21 protein-coding genes and 1 pseudogene are annotated in these 24,483 nt (G+C 63.8%); 15 read left to right on the top strand and 7 right to left on the bottom strand.

Features of this window, described 5'->3' with window-relative positions:
* From Q0105_RS14450 to Q0105_RS14400, 11 genes and pseudogenes are all read left to right on the top strand, one after another.
* Positions 1 to 159: pseudogene (locus Q0105_RS14450) on the top strand (dihydropyrimidinase); the annotation flags it as partial.
* Between the two features lie 171 nt (positions 160 to 330).
* Positions 331 to 1,590, top strand: a complete 1,260-nt coding sequence (locus Q0105_RS14445; RefSeq protein ID WP_298212828.1) for a Zn-dependent hydrolase — start codon at positions 331 to 333, stop codon at positions 1,588 to 1,590.
* Positions 1,591 to 1,679: 89 nt separating this feature from the next.
* Positions 1,680 to 3,692, top strand: coding sequence for an ATP-binding protein (locus Q0105_RS14440; protein ID WP_298212827.1), 2,013 nt, complete (start codon positions 1,680 to 1,682; stop codon positions 3,690 to 3,692).
* Positions 3,693 to 3,730: 38 nt separating this feature from the next.
* Positions 3,731 to 4,489, top strand: a complete 759-nt coding sequence (locus Q0105_RS14435; protein ID WP_298212826.1) for a response regulator transcription factor — start codon at positions 3,731 to 3,733, stop codon at positions 4,487 to 4,489.
* Positions 4,490 to 4,663: 174 nt separating this feature from the next.
* Positions 4,664 to 5,869 carry an ABC transporter substrate-binding protein gene (locus Q0105_RS14430; RefSeq protein WP_298212825.1) on the top strand — a complete coding sequence of 402 codons (1,206 nt, stop codon included), beginning with the start codon at positions 4,664 to 4,666 and terminating at the stop codon, positions 5,867 to 5,869.
* Between the two features lie 119 nt (positions 5,870 to 5,988).
* Positions 5,989 to 6,849, top strand: a complete 861-nt coding sequence (locus tag Q0105_RS14425; protein WP_298212824.1) for a branched-chain amino acid ABC transporter permease — start codon at positions 5,989 to 5,991, stop codon at positions 6,847 to 6,849.
* A gap of 5 nt (positions 6,850 to 6,854) precedes the next feature.
* Positions 6,855 to 7,838: a branched-chain amino acid ABC transporter permease gene (locus tag Q0105_RS14420; RefSeq protein WP_298212823.1), complete on the top strand. Its 984-nt coding sequence runs from the start codon at positions 6,855 to 6,857 to the stop codon at positions 7,836 to 7,838.
* On the top strand, positions 7,835 to 8,611 hold the full coding sequence (locus tag Q0105_RS14415) for an ABC transporter ATP-binding protein (protein ID WP_298212822.1): 777 nt from the start codon (positions 7,835 to 7,837) through the stop codon (positions 8,609 to 8,611). Before Q0105_RS14420 ends, Q0105_RS14415 begins: the two co-directional genes overlap by 4 nt.
* On the top strand, positions 8,608 to 9,309 hold the full coding sequence (locus Q0105_RS14410; RefSeq protein ID WP_298212821.1) for an ABC transporter ATP-binding protein: 702 nt from the start codon (positions 8,608 to 8,610) through the stop codon (positions 9,307 to 9,309). Before Q0105_RS14415 ends, Q0105_RS14410 begins: the two co-directional genes overlap by 4 nt.
* 40 nt (positions 9,310 to 9,349) lie before the next feature.
* A complete protein-coding gene (locus Q0105_RS14405; protein WP_298212820.1) occupies positions 9,350 to 10,840 on the top strand; it encodes a M81 family metallopeptidase in 1,491 nt (496 codons plus the stop codon).
* Positions 10,841 to 10,863: 23 nt separating this feature from the next.
* The gene (locus tag Q0105_RS14400) at positions 10,864 to 12,120 is read left to right on the top strand and encodes a Zn-dependent hydrolase (protein WP_298212819.1); all 1,257 of its coding nucleotides are present in this window, start codon (positions 10,864 to 10,866) and stop codon (positions 12,118 to 12,120) included.
* 122 nt (positions 12,121 to 12,242) lie between these two features.
* Here Q0105_RS14400 and Q0105_RS14395 read toward each other — a convergent pair whose 3' ends face one another.
* On the bottom strand, positions 12,243 to 13,139 hold the full coding sequence (locus Q0105_RS14395) for a LysR family transcriptional regulator (RefSeq protein WP_298212818.1): 897 nt from the start codon (positions 13,137 to 13,139) through the stop codon (positions 12,243 to 12,245).
* A gap of 292 nt (positions 13,140 to 13,431) precedes the next feature.
* Here Q0105_RS14395 and Q0105_RS14390 point away from each other — a divergent pair, with 292 nt between their 5' ends.
* On the top strand, positions 13,432 to 14,772 hold the full coding sequence (locus Q0105_RS14390) for an aspartate aminotransferase family protein (protein ID WP_298212817.1): 1,341 nt from the start codon (positions 13,432 to 13,434) through the stop codon (positions 14,770 to 14,772).
* A gap of 75 nt (positions 14,773 to 14,847) precedes the next feature.
* Positions 14,848 to 15,735: an amino acid ABC transporter substrate-binding protein gene (locus tag Q0105_RS14385; protein WP_298212816.1), complete on the top strand. Its 888-nt coding sequence runs from the start codon at positions 14,848 to 14,850 to the stop codon at positions 15,733 to 15,735.
* Between the two features lie 30 nt (positions 15,736 to 15,765).
* On the opposite strand, the gene Q0105_RS14380 is transcribed toward Q0105_RS14385, so the two are convergent.
* From Q0105_RS14380 to Q0105_RS14365, 4 genes are all read right to left on the bottom strand, one after another.
* Positions 15,766 to 16,800, bottom strand: a complete 1,035-nt coding sequence (locus Q0105_RS14380) for a bifunctional nicotinamide-nucleotide adenylyltransferase/Nudix hydroxylase (protein ID WP_298212815.1) — start codon at positions 16,798 to 16,800, stop codon at positions 15,766 to 15,768.
* Between the two features lie 105 nt (positions 16,801 to 16,905).
* Positions 16,906 to 18,606, bottom strand: coding sequence for an NAD+ synthase (locus Q0105_RS14375; protein ID WP_298212814.1), 1,701 nt, complete (start codon positions 18,604 to 18,606; stop codon positions 16,906 to 16,908).
* 4 nt (positions 18,607 to 18,610) lie between these two features.
* Positions 18,611 to 19,804: a nicotinate phosphoribosyltransferase gene (gene pncB / locus Q0105_RS14370; RefSeq protein WP_298212813.1), complete on the bottom strand. Its 1,194-nt coding sequence runs from the start codon at positions 19,802 to 19,804 to the stop codon at positions 18,611 to 18,613.
* A 45-nt stretch (positions 19,805 to 19,849) separates the two neighbouring features.
* Entirely contained in the window at positions 19,850 to 20,689 is an 840-nt protein-coding gene (locus Q0105_RS14365; protein WP_298212812.1) for a cysteine hydrolase, read from the bottom strand.
* Positions 20,690 to 20,832: 143 nt separating this feature from the next.
* Between Q0105_RS14365 and Q0105_RS14360 the strand changes: the two genes are divergently transcribed.
* Entirely contained in the window at positions 20,833 to 21,504 is a 672-nt protein-coding gene (locus Q0105_RS14360; RefSeq protein WP_298212811.1) for an NUDIX hydrolase, read from the top strand.
* A 153-nt stretch (positions 21,505 to 21,657) separates the two neighbouring features.
* Complete coding sequence (locus Q0105_RS14355) at positions 21,658 to 22,902, top strand: diguanylate cyclase (RefSeq protein ID WP_298212810.1); 1,245 nt, start codon at positions 21,658 to 21,660, stop codon at positions 22,900 to 22,902.
* Between the two features lie 21 nt (positions 22,903 to 22,923).
* Here Q0105_RS14355 and Q0105_RS14350 read toward each other — a convergent pair whose 3' ends face one another.
* Positions 22,924 to 23,547, bottom strand: coding sequence for a LysE family translocator (locus Q0105_RS14350; RefSeq protein ID WP_366145929.1), 624 nt, complete (start codon positions 23,545 to 23,547; stop codon positions 22,924 to 22,926).
* Positions 23,548 to 23,674: 127 nt separating this feature from the next.
* Positions 23,675 to 24,478, bottom strand: a complete 804-nt coding sequence (locus Q0105_RS14345; protein WP_298212809.1) for an AraC family transcriptional regulator — start codon at positions 24,476 to 24,478, stop codon at positions 23,675 to 23,677.
* Between the last annotated feature and the right edge of the window lie 5 nt (positions 24,479 to 24,483).

Raw genomic sequence — 24,483 nt, 5'->3', positions numbered from 1 at the left:
CACACCGTCAGCCAGGGGCGTGTGGTGTTTGCCAACGGCGACCTGCGGGCCGAGCCTGGCAAAGGCCGCTACATCAAGCGCCCCGCGTTTGGGGCCAACTTCCAGGCCGTGCAAAAACGGGCGCAGGACCTGGCTCCCACGGCGGTGGCGCGTGGCTGAAGCGGAGCGAACCGCAAGCGGACGGAGGGTGGCGATTTCCACAGCTCCGAAACGCCCTCAAGCCGTTCGGCCTGAGCTTGTCGAAGGCAGCCACTGCCCCCCGGCTTCGACAGGCTCAGCCCGAACGGCGGTTGAAGCATTCAGCATCTCAGACATCCTCAGGAGAACATCATGAGCACCCAAGCCAACCCCGCCACTGACAACCTGCGCATCAACGGCGATCGCCTGTGGTCCTCCCTGATGGAGCTGGCCCAGATCGGCGCCACGCCCAAAGGCGGCGTGTGCCGCCTCACCCTCACCGACCTGGACAAACAAGGCCGCGACCTCGTCACCCGCTGGGCGCGCGAAGCGGGCATGACGGTGACCATCGACAAGATCGGCAACGGCTTCATGCGCCGCCCAGGGCGCAACAACAGCCTGCCCCCCATCATGACCGGCAGCCACATCGACACCCAGCCCACCGGCGGCAAGTTCGACGGCAACTACGGCGTGCTGGCCGGCATCGAAGTCGTGCGCACCCTGAACGACCACGGCATACAAACCGAAGCCCCCATCGAAGTCGCCTTCTGGACCAACGAAGAAGGATCGCGCTTCGTGCCCGTGATGATGGGCTCCGGCGTCTTTGCCAAAGCCTTCACCCTGGAGCACGCCTACGCCGCCACCGACACCGAAGGCAAAACCGTGAAAGGCGAGCTCGAACGCATCGACTACGTGGGCGACCAAGAACCCGGCGACCACCCCATCGGCGCCTACTTCGAAACCCACATCGAACAAGGCCCCGTGCTCGAAGACAACGACAAGACCATCGGCGTGGTCAGCGGCGTGCTGGGCATCCGCTGGTTCGACTGCACCGTCACCGGCATGGAAGCCCACGCAGGCCCCACCCCCATGGCCCTGCGCAAAGACGCCCTGCTGGCCGCCACCCGCATCATGCAAGACGTGGTCGCTGCAGCCCACCGCCACCCGCCCCACGGGCGAGGCACCGTGGGCATGGTGCAAGTGTTCCCCAACAGCCGCAACGTCATCCCCGGCCGGGTCAAATTCAGCATCGACCTGCGCAACAGCACCGACACGCTGGTGGACCAGATGGCCCAGGAGGTCAAAACCTTTGCCGCCCAGGTGGCGCAAGAGCATGGCGTGGACGTGAAGATCGAGATGGTGTCCAGCTACCCCGCACAACTCTTCCACCCCGAATGTGTAGACGCCGTGGGCCGAGCGGCCAAGAAGCTGGGCTACAGCCACATGCCCGCAGTGTCGGGAGCGGGGCATGACGCGGTGTACATGGCCAAGCTGGCGCCCAGCGGGATGATCTTCATCCCGTGCAAGGACGGGATCAGCCACAACGAGATAGAGGACGCCAAGCCAGAGCACATTGAGGCGGGGTGCAATGTGTTGCTGCATGCCATGCTGGAGCGGGCTAAGGTGATCTGAATCTGATGCAAGCCGTGTGATTGAATACGGGGCGTCGCAAGATTGCCCCGACGGGGCCACCCACACCGCCAACACACTCGGGTTGTTCCATGTTTGCTCGCCGCATCGCGCTGCGCAGTTTTCTCACATTCGCACTGTTGGCAGTGTTGCTGCCCATCGTTCTGGCCAGCGGCAGCCTGTTTTATCGCTCGGCCGTTGTGGCGATGGAAGAGTTTGCATTGCAGTTGGCCGATGAGGTGTCGGGCCGCGTGCGCGAGAAGGTGGTCTCGTTCTTCGATGTTCCACAGAGGGTGGTAGCGTTCAACGTTGAACAGGTGCGCGCAGGGTACCTGCTGGTGCGGCAGCCCGATGTGCTGATGCGCCAGTTCATGCTACAGATTGACCAGCAGCCACAACTGACATTCATTTCCATGGGTATGCCCGACGGCCAGTATTACGCTGGCAGTCGGCCACCCCTGGGTGACGATCGCGCGCCACGCATGCTGCGCGCCCGGGTCAGCGACGGCCGCGCCATGGAGGTGCTGCGTGTCGACCCCGTGACTCGCCAGCCATCGCTGATCTCGCGCAGCGAAGTGGGCTTCGATGCACGCACCCGCCCCTGGTACCAGTCCGCAATAGCCAACGATGGGGTCTCGTGGTACGCCCCCTACCGCTATCTGATCAACGATGCGCAGGGTGCATATGACGGAATCGGCATGGGCATCTCGGCGCCCGTGCGCTCGCGTGATGGGCAGCTGATGGGGGTGGTTACGGCCGACGTGGCGTTGTCGCAGCTCAATGAGTTCCTGGCAGGTTTGGCTGCTGAATCGGGCGGGCGGGCTTTTTTGGCGGAGGCATCTGGGGAATTGCTGGCGATGTCATCGCACAACCCGGCCGCGGGTGTAGAGGTGCTGGCGAATGGACGCCGCACGCGCATAGACCAGACCAGCGATCCCGTGATGCGCGCACTGGGCCAGCACATTCTGCATCGCGGTGAATCCGAGGGCACCCAATTCATGGAGGTCGATGGCGTGCGCCATCTGGCGCGTTGGTGGACACATGCACTGAACCGTGGCCCCGTGCTGACCATGGCGATCATCCTGCCCGAGAGCCGATTCAACACGCCTTTGCGCGGGGTGTTGCGCAACACGATTTACACCACGGCGGCGGTCATGTTGGCGTCGGTGCTTTTTTCACTGTTCGTGGCCAGCCGGTTGGTGCGGCCCCTGCAAGTGCTCAGTGACTGGGCCATCCGGTTGACGCAAGCTGACTGGAATGCCAAGGCGCCGAAGTCCAGCCCCATCCGTGAACTACGGCAGCTGGCGGACGCGATGGGCCACATGGCCGGTCACTTGAAGGAGCATGCCGAGGACCTGGAGCAGATGGTGGCGCAGCGCACGCAGGAACTGGAGAGTGCGGTGGCTTCCATTGAACAGACGTTGACCGACCAGCGCCACTTCATTGCAATGCTGTCGCATGAGGTGCGCTCACCGCTGGCGGTGATCAATACCGCCGGGCAACTGCTTGCGTTGCGGTCCAGGGATGCGCCTGCGCAGCAGGCGTTAGCACAGCGCATCTTGCGGGGCTCCGCGCGACTGAGCTACTTCTTTGACAATTGCCTGACCCAAGACCGTATCGATAGCCACAACTTCATCGTGGAGCCAGCGCCCGTCGACGTGGGGGCGTTGTGCCTATGGGTGGCTGAAAACGGCGGGCAGTTGTCTGCCGAGCACCCGTTGCACCTGGAGGTGGAGCCAGAGCTCCCAGCGTTGAACGGCGATCCGGTGCTGCTGCGCGTAATGCTCATGAACGTGCTGTCCAACGCGTTCAAATATTCCGAAGCTGGTACGACGGTGTCCCTCAGCGTGCATCGCGAAGGGGATCTGTGCCGTTTCGCCATCGAGGACGAGGGTCCCGGTATTCCGCTGGAAGACCAGCAACGGGTGTTTGAGAAGTACCGCCGCGGGCGCACGGCAGAGGGCAAACCCGGTGCCGGATTGGGGCTGGCTTTGGTAAAACGCATCGTCGATCTGCATGGTGGGGCTGTTCAGCTGCAGGCGCGCCAACCCCAGGGCATGCGCTTTGTGATCGACATTCCGTTGACGGCAGTACCGGTGGCATGAATGTTGCCTCCCGGACGGTCTCCGGAGGTATTTGCAACATGACCCATTCCAAGCCCAGCATCGCCATCGTGGAGGATGACTCCGACCAGTTGCACTGCATCGAGGAGTTCCTGCTCGACTCGGGCTATAGCGTGTGGGGTGCGTGCAGCGCCGAGGCGTTCTACAAGGGGTTTACTGTCCAGCCGGTCGATGTGGTGATCCTGGATTTGGGCCTGCCCGGTGAGGATGGGCTCAGCGTGGCGTCACTGCTCAAGTCCAGACCCGAGGTAGGTGTGATCATCCTCAGCGCCCGCGACTCACTCAACGACCGGCTTGCGGGCATGCGGGCCGGGGCAGATCGTTATTTGGTCAAGCCCGTCAATCTGTTGGAGTTAGCGGCCAACATCGATGCTACGGCGAACCGTCTGGCACCCAGGGCTTCTGCGAACCCAGAGGTTGCGGTAGGTGCTGCGCCAGCGTCCATTGCGCAGCCAGCGTGCTGGGTGCTGGCGATCAAGGATTGGGTGCTGTCATCGCCGCAGGGGAAGTGCCTGCAATTAACCACCCATGAGTTCATGTTTTTGCAGCAACTGATGCGTGCCGACGGCCAGCCGGTGCCCAAGCGCGACCTCGGCACCTACTTGTTCGGTGCGCGTGCACAGAACGGGGCCGAGCGGTTGAACCTGCTGCTCACGCGGCTGCGCAAAAAGGCAGCCGAGGCGTTTGCAGAGCCCCTGCCGGTCAAGACGCTGCACCAGATCGGCTACGCGTTCACGGCCACTGCGCAGCTCGCGCAGGACACTCAACCGTTGCACTGACCGCAGGGTTGCACGGCGTTGCTTTGCCTGCGCCGACAGAGGACGCACATGCCGGGTTAACCCTGCCTCTTGTTGAATCCAAATGAAAGGTTCTGAAAGACCGCGAAGGGAGTTTGGCGCACACCATGGAGGTGGCATACATCGATCCTCACTTCCTATCTTTTGGAGCCCTTCATGCAACGTCGTCATCTCCTGCAAGCCTCGGCACTGAGTGCACTGTCCGCGTCCATCGGCTTGACCCGCAGCGCCTTTGCGCAGGCGACGGGTTCCATCCAGTTTGGTTGTCCGGTGCCGATGTCCGGTCCGTTCGCGGCCAATGGAAAGTTTGCCGACATAGGCATGCGCCTGGCCATTGAGCAATATGGCAAGGCCCTCAATCGGCCCCTGGCCTACACGTTACTGGACACCGAGGGCAAGCCTGCCACAGCCGTGCGCAAGGTGCAGGAGGCTGCACAGCAGCAGGGTGCTCGCTTCTTCGCAGGTGGCATCTTGTCGGGTGAAGCCCTGGCCATGGGCAAGGAGGCCGAGAAGGCTGGTGGATTGTTCGTGACCACTGCTGGCGCCGATGAAATCACCGGTTCGGACTGCAACGCCGCTACCTTCCGCTGGTCGGTGCCCACGTTTGGAGCCATCGAACAAACCGTGCGTCCGCTGATCGAGTCCATGCCCAAGGCCAAGCGCTGGTACACCATCACGCCGCAGTATGTGTTTGGCGATGGTCTGCTATCGGCGGCCAAGAATATTTTCAAGGAAAAGGGTATCGAGCATGTCGGTAACAGCTACCACTCGCTCACCGAAAAAGAGTTCAGCGGCTACATCACCAACGCGCTGGCCGCTAAACCCGATGTGTTGCTGCTGCTTAACTTTGGTGCGCAGTGCGCAGACACTCTGCGCCAGGCGGTGAGCTTTGGCATGCACAAGAACATGACGATCCTGGTGGCTTGGGCCTCGGGGCTGGAGCAGTTCGAATCGCTGGGGGCCGATCTGTGTGACGGTATCTACTTTGGTGCCCAGTACTGGCACACGGTGGATTCCGAACTCAACCGCGATCTCGTCAAGCGCACTAACGACAAGCTCAAGATGAACCCCAACTACAGCCTGGCGGGGTCTTATATCTGCACCAAGTTGCTGATCGATGGAATCATCAAGGCCGGCACGGTGGAGCAGAAGGCCGTGATCGCCGCGCTGGAGGGACACAAGTACCAGGGGCTCACGGGCGAGGAAGAGGTGCGGAAGGCAGACCACCAGGTACTCAAAAACTACTACCTGCTCAAGGGCAAGGCCAAGTCCAAGATGAAGAACAAGGATGACTACGTGGACGTGCTCAGCTCGGGCAAGTCGTTCCTGCCCATCGACCAGACAGGCTGCAAACGCGCCTAATGCCGCTGGCGCTTGCGGGGCTGAGCACTGCCTCGTCCAAGCGTTGCGATTGCCCCAATCCTCAAGAGCCTCAGCGGTCCCGGTAGGGTGCCGCTGGCGGCCCTCTGGCTGAGCACTTTATGAACATCTACCTGCTACAGGTCATCAACGGAATCGGCATCGGCATGCTGTATTTCTTGTTGGCAGTCGGCCTGTCCATTGTTTTTGGCTTGCTGCGATTCGTGAACTTCGCGCATGGCGCTTTCTATCTGATCGGGGCGTACTTCTGCTATCAGATGACGCGCTGGGGTATGAGCTTCTGGCTGGCCCTAGTGGTGGTGCCGCTGGTAGTGGGCGCCATCGGTTGGGCCACGGAGAAGCTCATCCTGCGCCATGTGTATGCCACCGACCACGAGTTTCACATTCTCGTGACGGTGGGCTTGGCGTTGGTGGTGCAGGAGCTGGTGATCCTGCAGTGGGGGCCGCTGGGAGACAGCGTGGCTGTGCCTGACATGCTTCAGGGGGTGGTGATGTGGGGCAGCTTTGTGTATCCCAAGTACCGGCTTTTTGTGATCGGTTTTACCGCCGTGCTGGCCGTTTTGCTGTGGTGGGTGCTGGAAGGAACGCGCCTGGGTAGTGCCGTGCGTGCGGGCAGTGAATCGACCGAGATGGTTTCGCTGCTTGGCATCAACGTGCTGCGCATCTTCAGCCTGGTGTTTGGACTGGGGGCGGCAACGGCAGCGCTGGCCGGGGTGCTGGCGTCACCGATCCGGGGTGCGGAGCCCTTCATGGGCGTTGAGGCCCTTGCGGTGGCCTTTGTGGTGGTGGTGGTGGGCGGCATGGGCAGTTTCAGCGGCGCGCTGCTGGGCGGGCTGATGATCGGCATCGTGCAAAGCGTCATGAGCACGCTTTGGCCGGAGGGCGCGCGCCTGATGATTTATGTCGCCATGGCTGCCGTGCTGCTGTTGCGTCCCCATGGTCTCTTGGGCCGCAAGGAGTGAATCCCATGAAAAACTACACGCATTTCTTGTTTGCAGCGCTGGTGGTAGTGGGCATGCCGCTGATGATGCAGTCGGGCTCACTGGCGAGCGAGGTGCTTATATTCGGGCTCGCGGCCATGGGCTGTAACTTGCTGCTGGGCTTCACGGGCTTGTTGTCGTTCGGCCAGGGCATCTTCTTCGGCTTGGGCAGCTATACCGTCGCCTTGATGCTGACCCGCTGGCCTGTGCCTATGCCGCTGGCATTGCTGCTGGCCACGGCGATGGGGGCGTTGGGCGCCGCAGTGGTGGGCTGGGTGGCTATCCGCCAGCGCGGCACGTACTTCGTGATGTTGACCCTGGCCTTCGCGCAGATGTTCTATTTCATCGCCTACACAGCCACAGGCCTGACCGGGGGCGACAACGGGCTGATGGACATTCCTCGGCCCAATCTGTCCATTCTGGGCGCGGACCTGTGGACGCTGGAGTCGCCATGGCAGTTCTACGGGTTTATCTCGGTGATCTTTCTGGTGGTGTTCTGGCTGCTGCTCAAGGTGTCGCGTTCCACCTTTGGTCGCACCTTGCTGGCCGTGCGCGACAACGAAGAGCGTGCCGCGGCCATTGGTTACAACCTTCGGCTGCTCAAGCTGCAGGCATTCGTGATCTCGGGCGCTGTTACAGGCTTGGCCGGTGCGCTGCACGCCATGATGACTGGCCTTGCGCCGCTGTCCAATGCTGAATACCACACCAGCGAGATGATCTTGGTGATGACCGTGATCGGCGGCACCGGCAACCTGTTCGCTTCGTTGCTGGGGTCGGCGTTCTATCTGTTGCTGGCCGACTGGCTGTCGCAACTGTGGCCTCGCTGGCTGTTGCTCCTGGGTCTTGCGCTGATGGCGGTCAGCCTCTGGATGCAGCGAGGGCTGTGGGGCCTGGGTGAAACGATCTGGCAAAAACTTGCAGGCCGCCGCCAGCCTGCTGTCGCTCCCGCAGCCAAAGGAGAACAGGCATGAGCCCCAAGGCCCCCATCCTGCTGGAAGCCATTGATGTCGAGAAGCACTATGGAAAGTTTGCTGCGCTGGGTGGCGTGAGCCTGCGGGTGCGTGCAAACACGGTGCATTCCGTGATCGGCCCTAACGGTGCGGGCAAGACCACCCTGTTCCACATGCTCACCGGGACCAAGACGGTCAGCGGCGGACGGATCCTGTTTGATGGCCAGGATGTCACGCACGAACCCGACTACCGGCGCGTGCAGCGCGGTATCGCGCGGTCGTTCCAGGTGACCAGCCTGTTCCTGAGCCTGCCGGTGCGCGAGAACCTGCGCTTGGGCGCACAGGGCGTGGCACCCGCGCGCGCACTGAACCCCTGGCATGAGCCGGTGGGGCCGCGGGCGCTGTCGCAGGTGGTGGACTCGGTGCTGGCCAAAGTGGGACTGGAGAGCCTGGCCGATATCCCGGCGGGCAATTTGTCGCACGGCCAGCAGCGTCGCCTGGAGGTGGGCATGGCCTTGGCCGCCCGGCCCAAGGCCATCTTTCTGGACGAGCCCACGTCGGGCATGGGTATCGATGACCTCGATGACATGAAGCGTCTGATCAAAAGCCTGCGCGATGAGCACACCGTGGTGCTGATCGAGCACAACATGAACATCGTGATGGACATCTCGGACACCGTCACGGTGATGCAACTGGGCCGAGTGCTGGCCGAAGGCATGCCGCACGACATCCGCAGCGACGACCGCGTGCGCGCGGCCTACCTGGGCAACATGATTACCGGAGGCAAGGCATGATTCTTGATGTTGACAGCCTGCATGCGCACTATGGCAAGAGCCATGTGTTGCAGGGAGTGGGGTTTCAGGTAGGCGATGGCGAACTGGTCACCCTGCTCGGGCGCAACGGCGCGGGCAAGACGACCACGCTCAAGAGTATTGCCGGGGTGGTGCCCCCCACCCAGGGCCGTGTGACCTTCTTTGGCAAACCTGTGCAGGGCCTGCCACCTCATGCCATTGCCCGACAGGGCGTATGCCTGGTGCCCGAGCACCGTGGCATCTTCAAGCTGCTGACCGTGGAAGAAAACCTGTTGCTCGGCCTGCGCAAACGCTCGCCCTGGCAACTGGACGACGTGTACCGGATTTTCCCCCGGCTCAAGGAGCGGAAGCGCAATGGTGGAGGGCAGTTGTCGGGCGGCGAGCAGCAGATGTTGGCCATCGGCCGCGCGTTGATGAACGACCCCAAGCTGCTCATGCTCGACGAGCCGGTGGAAGGTCTGGCTCCCGTCATCGTGGAGGAGATCGTCGCCCAGCTCAAGACCATCAAGACGGCGGGCGTGGCGATCCTGCTGGTCGAGCAGAACCTGGAGGTCTGTACCCAACTGGCCGACCGGCACTGCATCCTGGAGCAGGGGCGCATCGTCTATACCGCCGACAACGCAGCCTTTCTGGCTGATGAAGAGGTCAAGGACCGTTACCTGGGCGTGGGCCTTGTCTGATGGGTGAATGGCTGACGCAGCATTGAACCAAGGGCTACGCATGAAGTTTCTGATCGCACGTCTGAACCACGAGACCAACACCTTTTCTCCGGTGCCAACCCCCCTGCAGGCGTTTGCACCGGACTACGATGCAGCGGCCTTCCAGGCCAACAGCGGTATGCGCACCGCGATGGCGGCTTTCATCGACGCGGCCCAGCGCGTGGGTGCCGAGTGCGTCACGCCGGTTTCGGCCATGGCCAACCCGAGCGGCCCCGTGCATGCCGATGCCTACGATGCGCTCGCCAACCGCATCGTGGCGGCGGCTGCTGAAGGCTGCGATGCCATCTTCCTCGACCTGCATGGCGCTATGGTGGCGCAGAACACCTCGGACGGAGAGGGTGATCTGCTCGCACGCGTGCGTGCTGCGGCACCCGGTGTACCACTGGGGGTAGCACTCGATCTGCACGGCAACATCACGCAGAAAATGATCGATAACGCCGACGTCATGGTGGGGTTCAAGACCTATCCGCATGTGGACATGTACGAGACCGGCGAACATGCCGCGCGTCTGGTGCTGCAGATGCTGCAGCAAGGGCGCCGGTATGCGGTGCGCTGGCGGCCCCTGCCGCTGCTCAGCCACACGCTGCGCAGCACCACGCTGGGCGGTGCAATGGCGGCAGCGGTGGCGTCGGCACGCCGGGCTGAGGAAGAAGGCGTGCCTGCCATGACCGTCTTTGCGGGCTTCTCGCTGGCCGATATCGAGGCGCCTTGCGTGTGCGTGGTGGCCACCGTGGAGCGCAGCCCCCATGGCGAGGCCTTGGGGGCTGCCGCCCTGGACCGTGTGGCCGACCAGATCTGGGCCGAGCGCGCAGGCTATGTGTATGCCAGCGAGCCATTGACCGAAGCTTTTGCGCGGGCCGAGGCGCTTGCGCTGGGCACCAGCAAGCCCGTGCTGCTGCTGGACCACAGTGACAACTGCATGTCCGGGGGCACCTGCGACACCATGGATGTGCTGCAGGCTGCGTGGCAGCGGGGCCTGGCGGGCATTGCCACCGGCCCGTTGTGTGACCCCGAAGCCGTGGACCAGCTCATCGCGGCGGGTGTGGGCGCCCAGGTGTCGGTCCGCCTTGGCAACAAAGTGCCTCTCACCCGGCTGGGGCTGGCCAAAGAACCCGTGCTGGTGCAAGGCGCGGTGCGCGCCATCAGCGATGGCAGTTACACCGTGAGCGGGCCTATCTACACGGGTCAGCGGTGTTCTATGGGGCGTGCTGTCTGGTTGGATGCGGGCGACACGCAGATCGTGGTGGTCGAGCAGCCGCACGAGCCGTGGGACCTGGGCGTTTTTGCCTGCGTGGGCCTGGACCCGACGGCCTATCGCTACCTGCTGCTCAAGTCGCGCATGTACTGCCGCCCGGTGTTCGTGCCTTTGTCGGCAGGCCTGGTCGAGTGCGACAGCCCAGGCGCCACGAGTTCGGACTACCGACTGTTCCCGTTCGAGAACCTGCGCCGGCCGGTGTATCCGCTGGATGCGGTGCCTGTCTTGGCTGATTGATTCCCCTTTTTTCTGGAGGTCCCATGAGCACCCAAGCCAACCCCGCCACTGACAACCTGCGCATCAACGGCGATCGCCTGTGGTCCTCCCTGATGGAGCTGGCCCAGATCGGCGCCACGCCCAAAGGCGGCGTGTGCCGCCTCACCCTCACCGACCTGGACAAACAAGGCCGCGACCTCGTCACCCGCTGGGCGCGCGAAGCGGGCATGACGGTGACCATCGACAAGATCGGCAACGGCTTCATGCGCCGCCCAGGGCGCAACAACAGCCTGCCCCCCATCATGACCGGCAGCCACATCGACACCCAGCCCACCGGCGGCAAGTTCGACGGCAACTACGGCGTGCTGGCCGGCATCGAAGTCGTGCGCACCCTGAACGACCACGGCATACAAACCGAAGCCCCCATCGAAGTCGCCTTCTGGACCAACGAAGAAGGATCGCGCTTCGTGCCCGTGATGATGGGCTCCGGCGTCTTTGCCAAAGCCTTCACCCTGGAGCACGCCTACGCCGCCACCGACACCGAAGGCAAAACCGTGAAAGGCGAGCTCGAACGCATCGACTACGTGGGCGACCAAGAACCCGGCGACCACCCCATCGGCGCCTACTTCGAAACCCACATCGAACAAGGCCCCGTGCTCGAAGACAACGACAAGACCATCGGCGTGGTCAGCGGCGTGCTGGGCATCCGCTGGTTCGACTGCACCGTCACCGGCATGGAAGCCCACGCAGGCCCCACCCCCATGGCCCTGCGCAAAGACGCCCTGCTGGCCGCCACCCGCATCATGCAAGACGTGGTCGCTGCAGCCCACCGCCACCCGCCCCACGGGCGAGGCACCGTGGGCATGGTGCAAGTGTTCCCCAACAGCCGCAACGTCATCCCCGGCCGGGTCAAATTCAGCATCGACCTGCGCAACAGCACCGACACGCTGGTGGACCAGATGGCCCAGGAGGTCAAAACCTTTGCCGCCCAGGTGGCGCAAGAGCATGGCGTGGACGTGAAGATCGAGATGGTGTCCAGCTACCCCGCACAACTCTTCCACCCCGAATGTGTAGACGCCGTGGGCCGAGCGGCCAAGAAGCTGGGCTACAGCCACATGCCCGCAGTGTCGGGAGCGGGGCATGACGCGGTGTACATGGCCAAGCTGGCGCCCAGCGGGATGATCTTCATCCCGTGCAAGGACGGGATCAGCCACAACGAGATAGAGGACGCCAAGCCAGAGCACATTGAGGCGGGGTGCAATGTGTTGTTGCATGCCATGCTGGAGCGGGCAGGAACTTGATGCTATAAAAATAGTAGCTGCTTGCGCTTGATGAATAAGCGCTGGAGGCTATTTTTTGCTAATCCGCCGTGTAGTGCGCCGACTCTGGTGCAGCTTGTGGCCTGGTTGTGTTGTGGGGCGCTTCAGCCCTGGCCCGTAGCGACGATGCGTTCCCAGACCTGCGAGACAGCGCGGCGCGCGTGGCCCTTGGAGCGGTAGGCGACGATGGAGACGTCGATGTCCCAGTCGCCGTCCCCCACGGCCACCAGGTCGCCCAGTCGGCCTTCGTGAAAGGAGCTGGCGGGCAGCCAGGCCACGCCCAGATCGTGCCCGGCGAGTGCGCCCAGGGCGTCGGACATTTCCACCTCGAAAGCGCGGAAGCCGAACAGCTTGCGTGGCGCGTTCTCGATGGCGGCCTCCACAACGCGGGCAAAGTACACGGTGGGTGAATACATGAGCAGGGGAATCGGCTCTGCGGCAGTGCCTGGCAGCGCCGCACGGCCGTTTTGCACCAGTGCGCGTGAGGCGTAGGGGCGGATGGTTTCGGTGCCGATGTCGTGGCGCTCAAAGCGTGCCTCGTCGAGCTGCACGGGGTGCGTGGCCTGGTGATAACAAATCAGCAGGTCCACCGAGCCCGCACTCAGTGCCGAAACCGTGTCGTGCACATTGCCTACCTCCACGCTGCAGCTCAGGGCCGCGCCGTTGGCCCAGGCCTGCCACCAGCCCGGCAGCCGGGCTGTGACCAGTGCATAAGGCATGGCGATGCGCAGGTGGTTGCGCGAGGGCACGTCGCCGATGTCGGCCTTGGCTTCGGTGATCTGGCTGAGCAGATCGACCGCCACGCCTCTGAAGCGCTCGCCCGCATCCGTCAGCCGCGTGGGGAACACCGTGCGGTCGATGAGCTTGGCGCCCAGCCATTGCTCCAGCGCCTGGATGCGGCGGCTGAACGCGGCCTGCGAGACGTTGCGCACCTCTGCTGCGCGCGTGAAATTACCGACCTCTGCCAAGGTCACGAAGTCTTGAATCCATCGGGTGTCCATTACGCGGCCTCGCTTTTAAATCTAGAAACGGCGGATGCATAGCGTGCTCACCCCACAGGTGAACGTCAACGGAGCAGTCACGGCTCGATTTCAGTGGTCTGCCGAAAAGAACCAAGCGGTCAGCTGCCATTTCTAGGTTTAGTTATCTTCCATGCCTATGTGATCACCTTCCATGTGGAATACACAAGGCCCATGCAAGCGGCGCATGGGCGTGCCATGTGATCTTGACATTGGACGTGCCGAAGAGGCTCCCACATCATGAACCCATCAACGAAACCAGCGAGGACTGATGATGGACATGCAACAAGGGCAGGTGGCGAACCAAGGGCTGCGGGAAGCCGCGCAGGAGTTTCTGGTGCGCTACGGCGGCGACACCTTTCCCAATCTGTTTCGCAGTGCCAAGGGCTGCATCGTGATCGACGACACGGGGCGCGAGATTCTTGATTTCACGTCGGGCCAGATGTGCGCCACGATTGGCCACAACCACCCGGCCATCGTGCGCGCGGTGCATGAGGCCGGTGAAAAGGCCTTTCACATGTTCAGCGGGATGATCCCCGAGGTTGTGGCCGAGCTGGGCGCTACCCTGGCGCGCGACTGGATGCCCGAGCCGCTGCGCAAGTCCATCTTCGTCAACACCGGCTCGGAGAGCAACGAAGTGGCGCTGCGCATGGCCAAGATGTACACCGGGGGCTACGAGATTCTGGCTGTGGGTGGCTCCTGGCACGGTGTGACGGGCGGCACCAGCGCTGTCTCGTTCGCGAGCGACCGCAAGGGCTATGGCGTGCATGTGCCTGGCGTGCACGTGATGCCCGAGCCGAATGCCTATCGGCCCTACATTGCTGGCATGTCGGGCGAAGAATCGGCGCTGGCTTGCCTGGAGCTGGGCCTGAAGATGTACGACATGGCCTCCACCGGCCGCCGAGCGGCCATCATCATCGAGCCCATCATCAGCGCAGGTGGTGTGCTGGTGCCGCCCAAGTCCTACATGCAGGCGCTGCGCCGTGCCGCCGACGAGCGCGGCATGCTGCTTATTTTTGATGAGGCGCAGACAGCCTTCGGCCGCATCGGCCATCGCCACGCCGCCGACTTTTTCGGCGTGGTGCCCGACATCATGAGCGTGTCCAAGACGATGGGCGGGGGCTTGCCGCTGGCCGCCACCATCACCACGGCCAAGATTGAGCAGGACGTGCATGAGAAGGGCTTCACCTTCTACACGAGCCATGTCTCGGACCCGTTGCCCGCCACGGTGGGCCTGGCGGTGCTGGAGACGATCCAGAAAGAGCAGCTCATCGAGCGTGCCAGAACCACAGGCGCCTACCTGCGTGGCCGGCTGCAGGAGTTGCAGCAGCGCTACGAGGCCATTGGCGATGTGCGCGGCGAGGGCATGCTGCTGGGCGTGGAGCTGGTGCAGGACCGTGAGTCCCGCCTGCCGTTCCACGAACTGGGCGCCCTCACCACCAAGAAGTGTTTTGCGCTGGGCCTGAGCATGAACATCCGGCGCCGCCCCGAGCGCGGCTCGGTGTGGCGCATTGCACCGCCGCTGACGACCACACACGCGGAAATCGACCGCGGCGTTGACATCCTGGACCAGGCCCTGCGCGAGAGCCTGGACGAGATCGCGCGGCGCAAATAGCGCCTGGCGAGGCGGCGGGACAACACAACAACCGCCGCCGCCGCTGTTCATTCATTACAAAACAAGGAGACAAGCATGAACCTGAAATCCGTTGGAGTGGGATTGATTGCGGCGATCAGCCTGGGGGCTGGAGCGCAGAGCAGCGACACATTGGCCAAGGCCATGGCCTCGGGCAGCATCGTGATGGGGGCGCGCGAATCGTCCCCGCCCCTGTCCTACCTGCTGGGCCGTGAGAAGTTCATCGGCTACCACGTGGAGTTGTGCGAGCGGGTGCTAGGGGCGCTGTTGCCCAAGGCCACGATCAAGTACATGCCGGTCACCTCGCAAAACCGCATGCCGCTGCTGCAAAACGGCACCATCGACATCGAATGTGGCTCCACCAGCAACACCGCCGTGCGCAAGCAGCAGGTGGCCTTTGCAGTGACCACCTACGTGACGGAGGCGCGGATTGCCGTCAAGGCATCCTCGGGCATTCAGTCGCTGGAGCAACTGGCGGGCAAGACGGTGGTCACGACCACGGGCACCACGCTGGTTCAGCGCCTGCGCAAGCTCGAAAGCGAGAAGGGAGCGGTCTTCACGGTGCTTTTTGGCAAGGACCATTCGGACAGCTTCCTGCTGCTTGAATCCGGCCGAGCCGACGCTTTTGCCATGGACGACAACACCCTGGCCGGGAACATCGCCAATTCGAAGAATCCTCAGGATTACAAGATTGTTGGCAAGCCCCTGGGGGTGGAGCCGCTCAGCATCATGCTGCGCAAGGATGATCCGCGTTTCAAGCAAGCGGTGGACGATGCGATCAAGAAAATGATGGCCTCGGGTGCGCTGGAGCAGCTCTACAACAAGTGGTTCCTGCAGCCCATTCCGCCGTCGTCGGCCATTGTGGGCATCCCCATGGGGGCTTCGCTCAAGGCGGCCTTCGCCGCGCCCAATGACGACCCTGCGGAAGCCTACGACACCAAGTAAGAGCCAGCCGGGCCGCGTGCGGGTGGGGCATCAGCCACGGGTGATGCCAAAAAAGTGGTCCAGCATGTGGAAGTGGTCTTCAAAGAATTCCTCTTCCAAACCCGCAAGCTGGTCGATGCGCGTCCACTGCACCAGCATTGCGTCGTCATCGGCCTGCACCACCGGAAACGGTGCGTCGCCCAAATCAAAGTAGTGCGCATGGGTGAGCGTGCGCCCGCGTTGGCTGCGGTCAGGGTGGTCGAACACGGCCACCGACTGCAGCGCGGCGCGCATGGTGGCCTCGGGCAGGTGGCAGTGGGTTTCTTCCACCAGCTCGCGCAGGCACGACTGCCACACGGTTTCGCGCTGCTCGATGAAGCCGCCGGGCACAGCCAGTTGGCCCTTGCCGGGGGCGTGGGCACGGCGGATGAGCAGCACGTGGTTCTGGCAGCGCAGCACGGCGTCCACCGTTACGAACACGGGCGGGTAGGGCGCGGCGGCCCAGGCCTCGCGGTAGCCGCGCAGCATGCGCCATTCCTCCTGCAGCGCGGGGTAGTATGGGGTTTGTGCAAAACGCTCCAGGGCGGCCAGGGTGCTTTCAGGGATCTCGCCCGTCAGCGGCGCCAGCGCGGTGCGCACCGTGGCGGGCGTCGCGCCAAAGTATGCGTCGCGGATGGCGGTGGCGTCGATGCGGCCCTGGCGCTCCATGTGGATGAGCTGCCAGTTGGGAAAAGCGCTCAGGTAGCCGCTGGTGGCGTCCTTGAAGTGGCCCACCAGCCCGATGCGCGCGCCGGGCGACGTGAGCTGCTCCACACCGCTGCGCACGGCCTGCACCCACACGGCTTCGTTGTAGTGGTCGCGCATGGGGAGCACCTGCACGCGGGCCTGGTCGGCGGCGGGCAGGGCGCCACGCAGCATGGCCTCGCGCTCTTGCCAGGTGAAGGGGTTTTTGGGTGAGCGGGCCTGCCAGGCCGAACCGATCACGACGATGACCTGCGGGGCGCTGTCCAGCGCACGCTGCAGCAGCGCCATGTGGCCGCTGTGCACGGGTTCAAAACGCCCGATGTAGATGGCGGTGTCGAGCATATGTCAGCGTTACCGGATGAGGGTTTTGATAATTTTGACCCCTGGCGCTTATCTATCAAGCGCTAGCAGCTATCATTTTTGTAGTGATTTTAATCGATTGGCAATTCACACATAGCGCGCGGCAATTGGCATCTGCCGCCCGCTGCCAAAGGCCCGTGCCCGCACGCGCACGATGGGCGGGGCCTGGCGGCGTTTGTATTCGTTGCGCGCCACCATCATGCGCACGCGCTGCACCAAGGCGCGGCCCGCGTCGTCGGCCTGCAACTGCGCCACAAAGGTCTGCGCTGCCGCGTGCTCAGCGGCAGAAAGGCGGTCGCCTTCAATGAGCAGCTTGAGCACCTCATCAAGTACGGGGTAGGGCGGCAGGCTGTCCACATCGCGTTGGCCGGGGGCCAACTCGGCAGAGGGCTCCTTGTCGATGATGGACTGCGGAATCAGCGCACGCCCGGCGTGTTCGTTGACGTGGCGTGAGAGGGCAAACACCTCGGTCTTGTAGAGGTCTCCGATCAGGCCCAGGCCGCCGTTGGTGTCGCCGTAGAGCGTGCAATAGCCCACCGATATTTCCGATTTGTTGCCCGTGGTGAGCAGCAGGTGGCCGAAGGCATTGGAATATTCCATCAGCACCGTGCCGCGAATGCGCGCCTGCAGGTTTTCGAGCGGCAGGCCCGCCAGCGGTGGGCCAAAGCTGGCCTCGAACTGCTGCGCGTAGCCCGCTACCAGTTCGGCGATCGGGTGTGTGAAGAGCTGCACGCCCAGGTTTTTGCACAGCGCCACCGAGTCATCGACCGAGCCGCTGCTGGAGTAGCGCGATGGCATGGTGATGCCCACCACGTTGTCCGCACCCAGCGCCTCGGCCGCCAGCGCCAGCGTGAGCGCGCTGTCGATGCCGCCCGAGCTGCCCACCACTACTTGTTTGAAGCCGCAGCGCCGTGCGTAGTCCGAGAGGCCCAGCACGATCTGCTGGCGGTAAAAATCCATGGTGGGCAGGCCGCGTGCGGACACGGGGGCGGGACGTTCTCCGTCGGCTGTCAGAAAGTGGCCGTTGTCGAACTGCAGCGTGCGCACGTCTTCCACAAACCGCTGGGCTTCAAACACGATGCCTGCATCGGGCTCGGCCGCGAACGAGGCGCCGTCGTACACCACCTGGTCGTGCCCGCCGATCTGGTTCACGTACAGGATGGGCAGGCCGTGGCGGCGCGCGGCGTCGCCAAAAATCTGGTGGCGCTGCTCGCGCTTGCCAATGTGGCTGGGGCTGGCGTTGATGCTGACCACCAGGTCGGGCGCGGCGTCGCGCAGGCGCTCGAAGGGATTGGTGGCGTAGTCGGCGCCGTGGTCGTTCCAGCCGTCTTCGCAGATCAAGAGGCCCACCTGTGCGCTGCCGATGCGCAGCACCTTGGCCACGTCGGGGCCGGGCTCGAAGTGGCGGCGTTCGTCAAAGATGTTGTAGGTGGGCAGCAGTTGCTTGGCGTATTGCAGGCGCACGGCGCCGCCCTGCAGCACCAGCAGGCTGTTGTGCAGGCGCTTGCCGGGCCCGCGCGCGGGCGTGGGGGCGCCCACTACCCAGTGCAGTTGCGGCAGCTCGGCGGATGCGCGTTGCAGCGCGGCCAGACCCGCTTCGATGCGTTGTTGGAAGGCGCCTTCCTCCAGCATGTCGCCGGGGTAGTAGCCACACAGCGCGAGTTCGCTGAAAACGATCAGGTCGGATTGGTCGCTGGCGGCCTGTTGGGCGGCGGCCACCATGCGGGCCACGTTGCCTTCGATGTCGCCGACGGTGAAGTTGAGCTGGGCGATGGTGATGCAGAGCATGGTGTCAGTCTTTCACGTTGAAGACTTGGCGCAAGTAGGCCAAATACGTTTCATCGTCGCACAGCGTCTTGCCCGGTGTGTCTGACAGCTTGGCCACGGGCTGCCCGTTGGCGTGGGTGAGCTTCATCACGATGTTCAGCGGCTTGTGGTCTGCGCCCATGTCGTTGGTCAGGTTGGTGCCAATGCCAAACCCCAGTTGGGTGCGGTCGCCAAAGTGGCGGTAGAGCATGAGGGCGCGTGGGAGGTCAAGGCCGTCGGAGAACACCAGCCGCTTGGTGTGTGCGTCGATGCGCAGGCGGACGTAGTGGGCCAGGGCCTTTTCGCCCCAGGCCACCGGGTCGCCCGAGTCGTGGCGCAGGCCGTCGAACAGCTTGGCGAAGTAGAGGTCGAAGTCGGCCAGAAAGGCGTCCATGCCCACGGTGTCGGTCAGCGCAATGCCGAGGTCGCCCCGGTATTCCTGCACCCAGTTTTCGAGCGCGGCCTTTTGAAAATCACGCAGGCGCACGCCCAGCGCCTGGTAGGTCTGCAGGTATTCGTGCGCCATGGTGCCGATGGGCACCAGGCCCAGGTCGCGCGCCAGCAGCACGTTGCTGGTGCCTTTGAACCACTGCGGTGTTTGTGTGGCAAAGGTCTGCACCACCTCGCGCTGCCAGGCCCCGCTGTAGCGGCGGCGCAGGCCAAAGTCGAACAGCTCGAAAGGGTGGCGCAGCGTGGCCTGCTGGGCCAGCGCCTGTAGCTGTTGCACCTTGGCGGCCAGGCGTTCGCGGCCGTTGGCCAGGGCCTGCCCGGCGTCACAGCGGCGGAAGTACAGCTCGTTGACGATGGCCAGCACGAAGATCTCGAAACCCATCACATGCACCTGCGGGCCGCGCGCCACGATGTGCAACTGGTCGCCCTCGGCCCAGGCGTTGATGAAGCTGCGCTGAAACTGGAAGATGCGCAGAAAGTCCACGAAGTCGCTCTTGATGTAGCGCAGCCCGGCCACGTAGGCCAGTTCGTCCGCCGTGAAGCGCAGCGTGCACAGGTGGTCCAGCGCGGTGTTTACCTCGGGCAGCAGCTCGGCCAGCGGGTAGGCCGGGGTGTTGCGGCACACAAAGCGGTACTCGCTTTGGGTTTGCGGATGGCGGTGCAGCAGCGCCTGCCACATGGTGAACTTGTAGAGGTCGGTGTCGAGCAGGCTGGTGATGACGGGATTCATTGTTTGCTCCTAAATTTATAGCTATTAGTGCTTGATGAATAAGCGCTAGAGCCTTATTTCGTTCATGGTGGCCAACTGCGCCCCTGCGGTGCGCATGGCCTGCAGAAACGCCTGGTGCTGCGCATCGAACCCGCCCACCGGGCTCATGCCATCGGTCAGCAGCACGATGCGGCTGGCCAACCAGCCCGGCAACAGGCGCGGCAGGTGCAGCACGATGTGTTCGGTGGTCGAGCGCACGCAGTGGCTGCTGGCCTCGCCTGCAATCAGCAGCACATCGGCCTGGCCCAGCGACTGCAGCAGGGTGGTGTTGAGCGCGGTGCTTTCGTCGTCGGCATCGGGCACTTCGGCCTCGATGGCGCTGTAGTGCTCTGTCCAGGGGTTGGTGCCTTTGAACACGTTGCGCACCGCGCGCTGGCGTTGCAATTGCCACGCGCCGCAAGCGGCCAACACGTCGGCGTGCACGCCATGGCCCCAACTGCCTATCTCGCAGTGCACGGGCCACACCATCAGTGTGTAGCGGCCCTGGGTTTCCAGGGCGTCCAGGTACTGCAGGGTGCGTGCCAGGGCGGGGGGGTTGCGCGGCAGGTAGTCGCCCGCGCGCACCTGGGCGGCGGTGATGGGGGTGAAGGGCGCCACATCCGCACCGGCGCCGGTCTGCCAGAAGCCGGGATGGGCGATGTCGAAACGCTGGTGGGAGTCGAGCGTGATGGTGATGGCGTCAAGTGCCATGCCCTGGGCGCGGATGAAGGCAGCCAGGCGCTGCATGTCGGCATGGGCGCCCGCCACGGGCAGGCTGGGCGCGCTGCCTGCGGGGCGATACGCTGCGGGCAGGTCGCAGAAGTCGTTTTGGGGGTCGATCACCAGAAGCTGGATGTTGCGGGCCATGGTCTTCTCCTTCGTTGGTGTGCCCAGTGTAAGCTTGTTAGTAAAAAAAATAAACTAACTAAATTGAAAAAACATGTGTCACTCTGCAATAGGGTTTGATGAGCGTGGTCCTGTTCGTCCATTTTTGTGACAAACTTGTGCCAATGACCGAACCCTCTGCCCGCTCCGTGATCTGTACCGTGGACGTGGTCCTGCTGACCTTGCACGAGGGCGCGCTACAGGTGGCGCTGCTGCGGCGCGATCGGCCTCCGTTCGCCGGGGCGCTGGCGCTGCCCGGTGGCTATGTCCATGCCGATGAGGATGCCGATACAGCGGCCAGCGCTGCCCGCGTGCTGCACGACAAGGCAGGGCTGCAAAGCCCGTACCTGGAGCAATTGGCCACCTTCTCCGGCCCGGTGCGCGATCCGCGTGGCTGGTCGCTGGCCGTGGTGTATTGCGCGCTGGTTCCGCCCGCGCTGCTGGCGGGCTCGCCCCTCACACTGGTGCCGGTGACTGATGTGCCCGCGCTGCCTTTCGATCACCGCGCCATGGTCGATGCCGCCGTGGCCCGCCTGCGCAGCAAAAGCCAGTATTCGTCCATGCCCGTGCACCTGTGCGCCGAGCCATTCACGCTGCCGCAGTTGCAGGCGGTGTACGAGGCGGTGCTGGGCGAGCCGGTCAACAAGGTGAGCTTTCGCCGCAAGATGGACGAGCTTGACATGCTGGAACCGGTGCCCGGTGCCTTGCAGACCGGTGGTGCCCACCGGCCTGCGCAGTTGTACCGGGTGCGCCCCGCTTACCGGCGCCATTTGTCGCTGAGCGTGCGCGGTTTGTAGCAGCCGCAGGCCGCGCCACCACGAAACATTGGACTGTTGCCCGTAAATCTGGCACAACGTAACCTGATGTTTCCCACGATCAAAGCGGATGCGCGCAAGATGGGCTATAGGGGCCGCTGCGAGACCTCCGCCAAAACGCTCTGAAAGATATCCATGTCTTTGCGGCTCAAATTCAATCTGGTGCTGGCCGGCGTGCTGCTGCTGGCGGTGCTGGGTGCGGGCGTTTATGTTCACCGTTTCTTGCAGCAGGCGGCCATCGAGGAGGTGCAGCACAAGTCGCAGATCATGATGCACGCGGCCATGGCCATCCGTGACTACACCACCGAACTCGTCAAGCCGCACCTGGATGTGACGCTGGCCGAAAAGTTTCTACCGCAGACCGTGCCCGCCTACGCCGCCACCGAGACGCTGCGTCGCCTGCAGAGCCGTTTCCCCGGCTTTGAGTACAAAGAGGCGGTGCTCAACCCCACCAACCTGCGCGACCGCGCCACCGAGTGGGAGGAGCGCGTCATCAGCGACTTCCGTGAGGGCCGCGTCGACCACAAAAAAGAGGTGACGGGCGAGGTGGGTGAGGGCACACACCGCGCCATGTATGTGGCGCGCCCCATCACCATCAAGCAGCCCCAGTGCATGGCCTGCCACAGCACCCCTGCCGTCGCGCCGCCCACCATGCTCAAAATTTATGGTGACAAGAACGGTTTTGGCTGGGGCATGAACGAGACGGTGGGCATTCAGGTGGTCAAGGTGCCGATGTATTTCCCGCTGGAGAAAGCGCGCCAGACCTTCAATACCGTGATGGCGGCGATGGTGGCCAGCTTTGCGTTGTTGTTCGTGGTGCTCAACCTCTCGCTCTCGTCGCTGGTGATCGAGCCCATGGCGCGGCTCAATGTCAAGCTGGAAGACTTGGCGACCAAGGACTTTCTTACCGACCTGGTCAATCGCCGCCGCTTTTTTGAGCAACTGGAGGTAGAAATGGCCGACACACGCACCAAAAAAAGCAGCCTGTCGGTGGTGATGTTCGACCTCGACTTCTTCAAGCGCATCAACGACACCTTCGGGCACGACTCGGGGGACGTGGTGCTCAAGAACACGGCGCTGCGCGTGCGCGAGCTGCTGCGCTCGTCCGACTGCGCGGCGCGTTTTGGCGGCGAGGAGTTCATCATCTTGCTCAAAGAAACCCCCATGGACGCCGCCATGGCGATGGCCGAGGCAGTGCGCGAGCGCATTGCAGGCACGCCGTTTGACTCCGTGGGCCATGTGAGCGCCAGCTTTGGCGTGGCCACCTGGGACCACCAGGAAGACAGCCACGCACTCATCAAGCGCGCGGACACGGCGCTGTACAAGGCCAAGTCCAGCGGGCGCAATTGTGTGGTGCAGGCGCAGGACGCGGTGGCTTGACTTGCGGCGCAGGGCCGTGTTTCATCGGTTTGCCAGAGCTTGGGTGGCCACGCCCACGGCGATGAGCAGCAGTGTGGCGCCGGTGACCCGTTCGATAGACCGCAGATGCCGCGCGAAGCGCTCGACCACAGCGCGGTGTCCGGCCGCCGCGGCCACCAGCAGATCCCAGCCCAGAACGACGCTCACCATCCATACCCCGTAGAGCGCCTGCAGGCTGCGGGGCGTTCCTGCCAGCAAGGAGAACAGGCTGGCATAGAAGAGCGCATTCTTCGGGTTGAGCAGGGCCGAGGCCAGCCCCATGCGCAGGCCTTGCCCCCAACCGGGGCGCGGGGCGCCGTGGGTGCTCCCATCCACCGTGATGGAGGTGCCAGGCGAGCGCAGCAACTGCCAGCCGAGCCACGCGAGGTATAGGCTGCCGGCCCATTGCAGGATCGTGAAGGCAGGACTGCCCGGTTGGATGGCGGACAGGCCAGCCCATGCCAAGCCGATGAACAAGCCGTTGCCCAGAGCCACCCCGACACAGATGCCGCTGGCACGCCGCCATCCATGGAGCAGCGCCGTGCGCACGATGAGGAAAAAATCCGGGCCGGGGCTCAGCAGGGCGAGAAAGTGGGCCCCTGCCACCATGAGAAATTGTTCGATCAATGCAGCGCCTTTTGTGTGGCGCGACCCCCGTCGCGCGGCGTGCAGTGTCGTGGGCAGGCTACGCTGCTGTATTGGAAAAAATTGCTGGCTGTGCAGCGCTTGCAGTGCAGAGCCAGCGGGTGCGGTATCAGCGCCGGTAGTCGCCTGGCGTGGCCGCCACCCGCTGTTTGAACGCGTTCTGAAAATGGCTCTGATCGTAAAAACCCAGCTCGTGCGCCACAGCGGCAGGGGCGCTGCCCACGCGCAGCAGCCCGCGCGCCGCGTTGATGCGCAGGTCCAATTGGTAGGCATGGGGCGTCAGCCCCGTTGCGGCGCGAAACGCACGGACCAGCGTATGCGGCGCCATGTTGGCGGCCTGGGCTAAGGTGGAAAGCGGCAACGGCTCTGCGTATCGTGCTTGCAACAAGGCTTGCACGCGCGCAAGCCGTCCGGAGGTGGTGCAAGGGGACAGGGCAAGCACGTCGCCTGAACGCCAAGCGCCTTGCACAAGGAATTTTGTCAGCGCGGCCTCTTTGTCGGCGGTGGGCACATCGGAAAATAGCTGGCGATTGAGCGCGCAGAACGCCTCGTAGGCCGAGGGGGCGCGCAGTACCAGCGCGTGGCTGGGGCTGCGCGGGGCGTTGGCTTGTGCCAATGTGCTTTCGAGCCAGGCCGCATCCAGATGGAGCATCTGGTAGCTCCATGGCCCGTCTGGCGCCGGGTTGCAGGCATGCACGCAGCCTGCGGGCACAGCCACCAGCGTGCCTGCCATCAGGCGCACGCTGTGGCCACCGGATGCGAAGACGCTGGTGCCAGCATCCACCACCCCTATGGAATACGTGGCGTGGGTGTGCGGTCGATAGCAGGCGCGGCTGTCGATGGCGCTCCGGCTTTCAACGAAAGGAAGTGCCGGATCGCGCCAAAAGCGAGGGGGCGAGGGTTGCAGGCCCATGAATC

The organism is Acidovorax sp. (assembly GCF_027492855.1).
GTDB lineage: Bacteria > Pseudomonadota > Gammaproteobacteria > Burkholderiales > Burkholderiaceae_C > Acidovorax.
The sequence above is the reverse complement of the archived record's forward strand: the minus strand, read 5'-3'. Positions and strand labels throughout refer to the sequence as shown.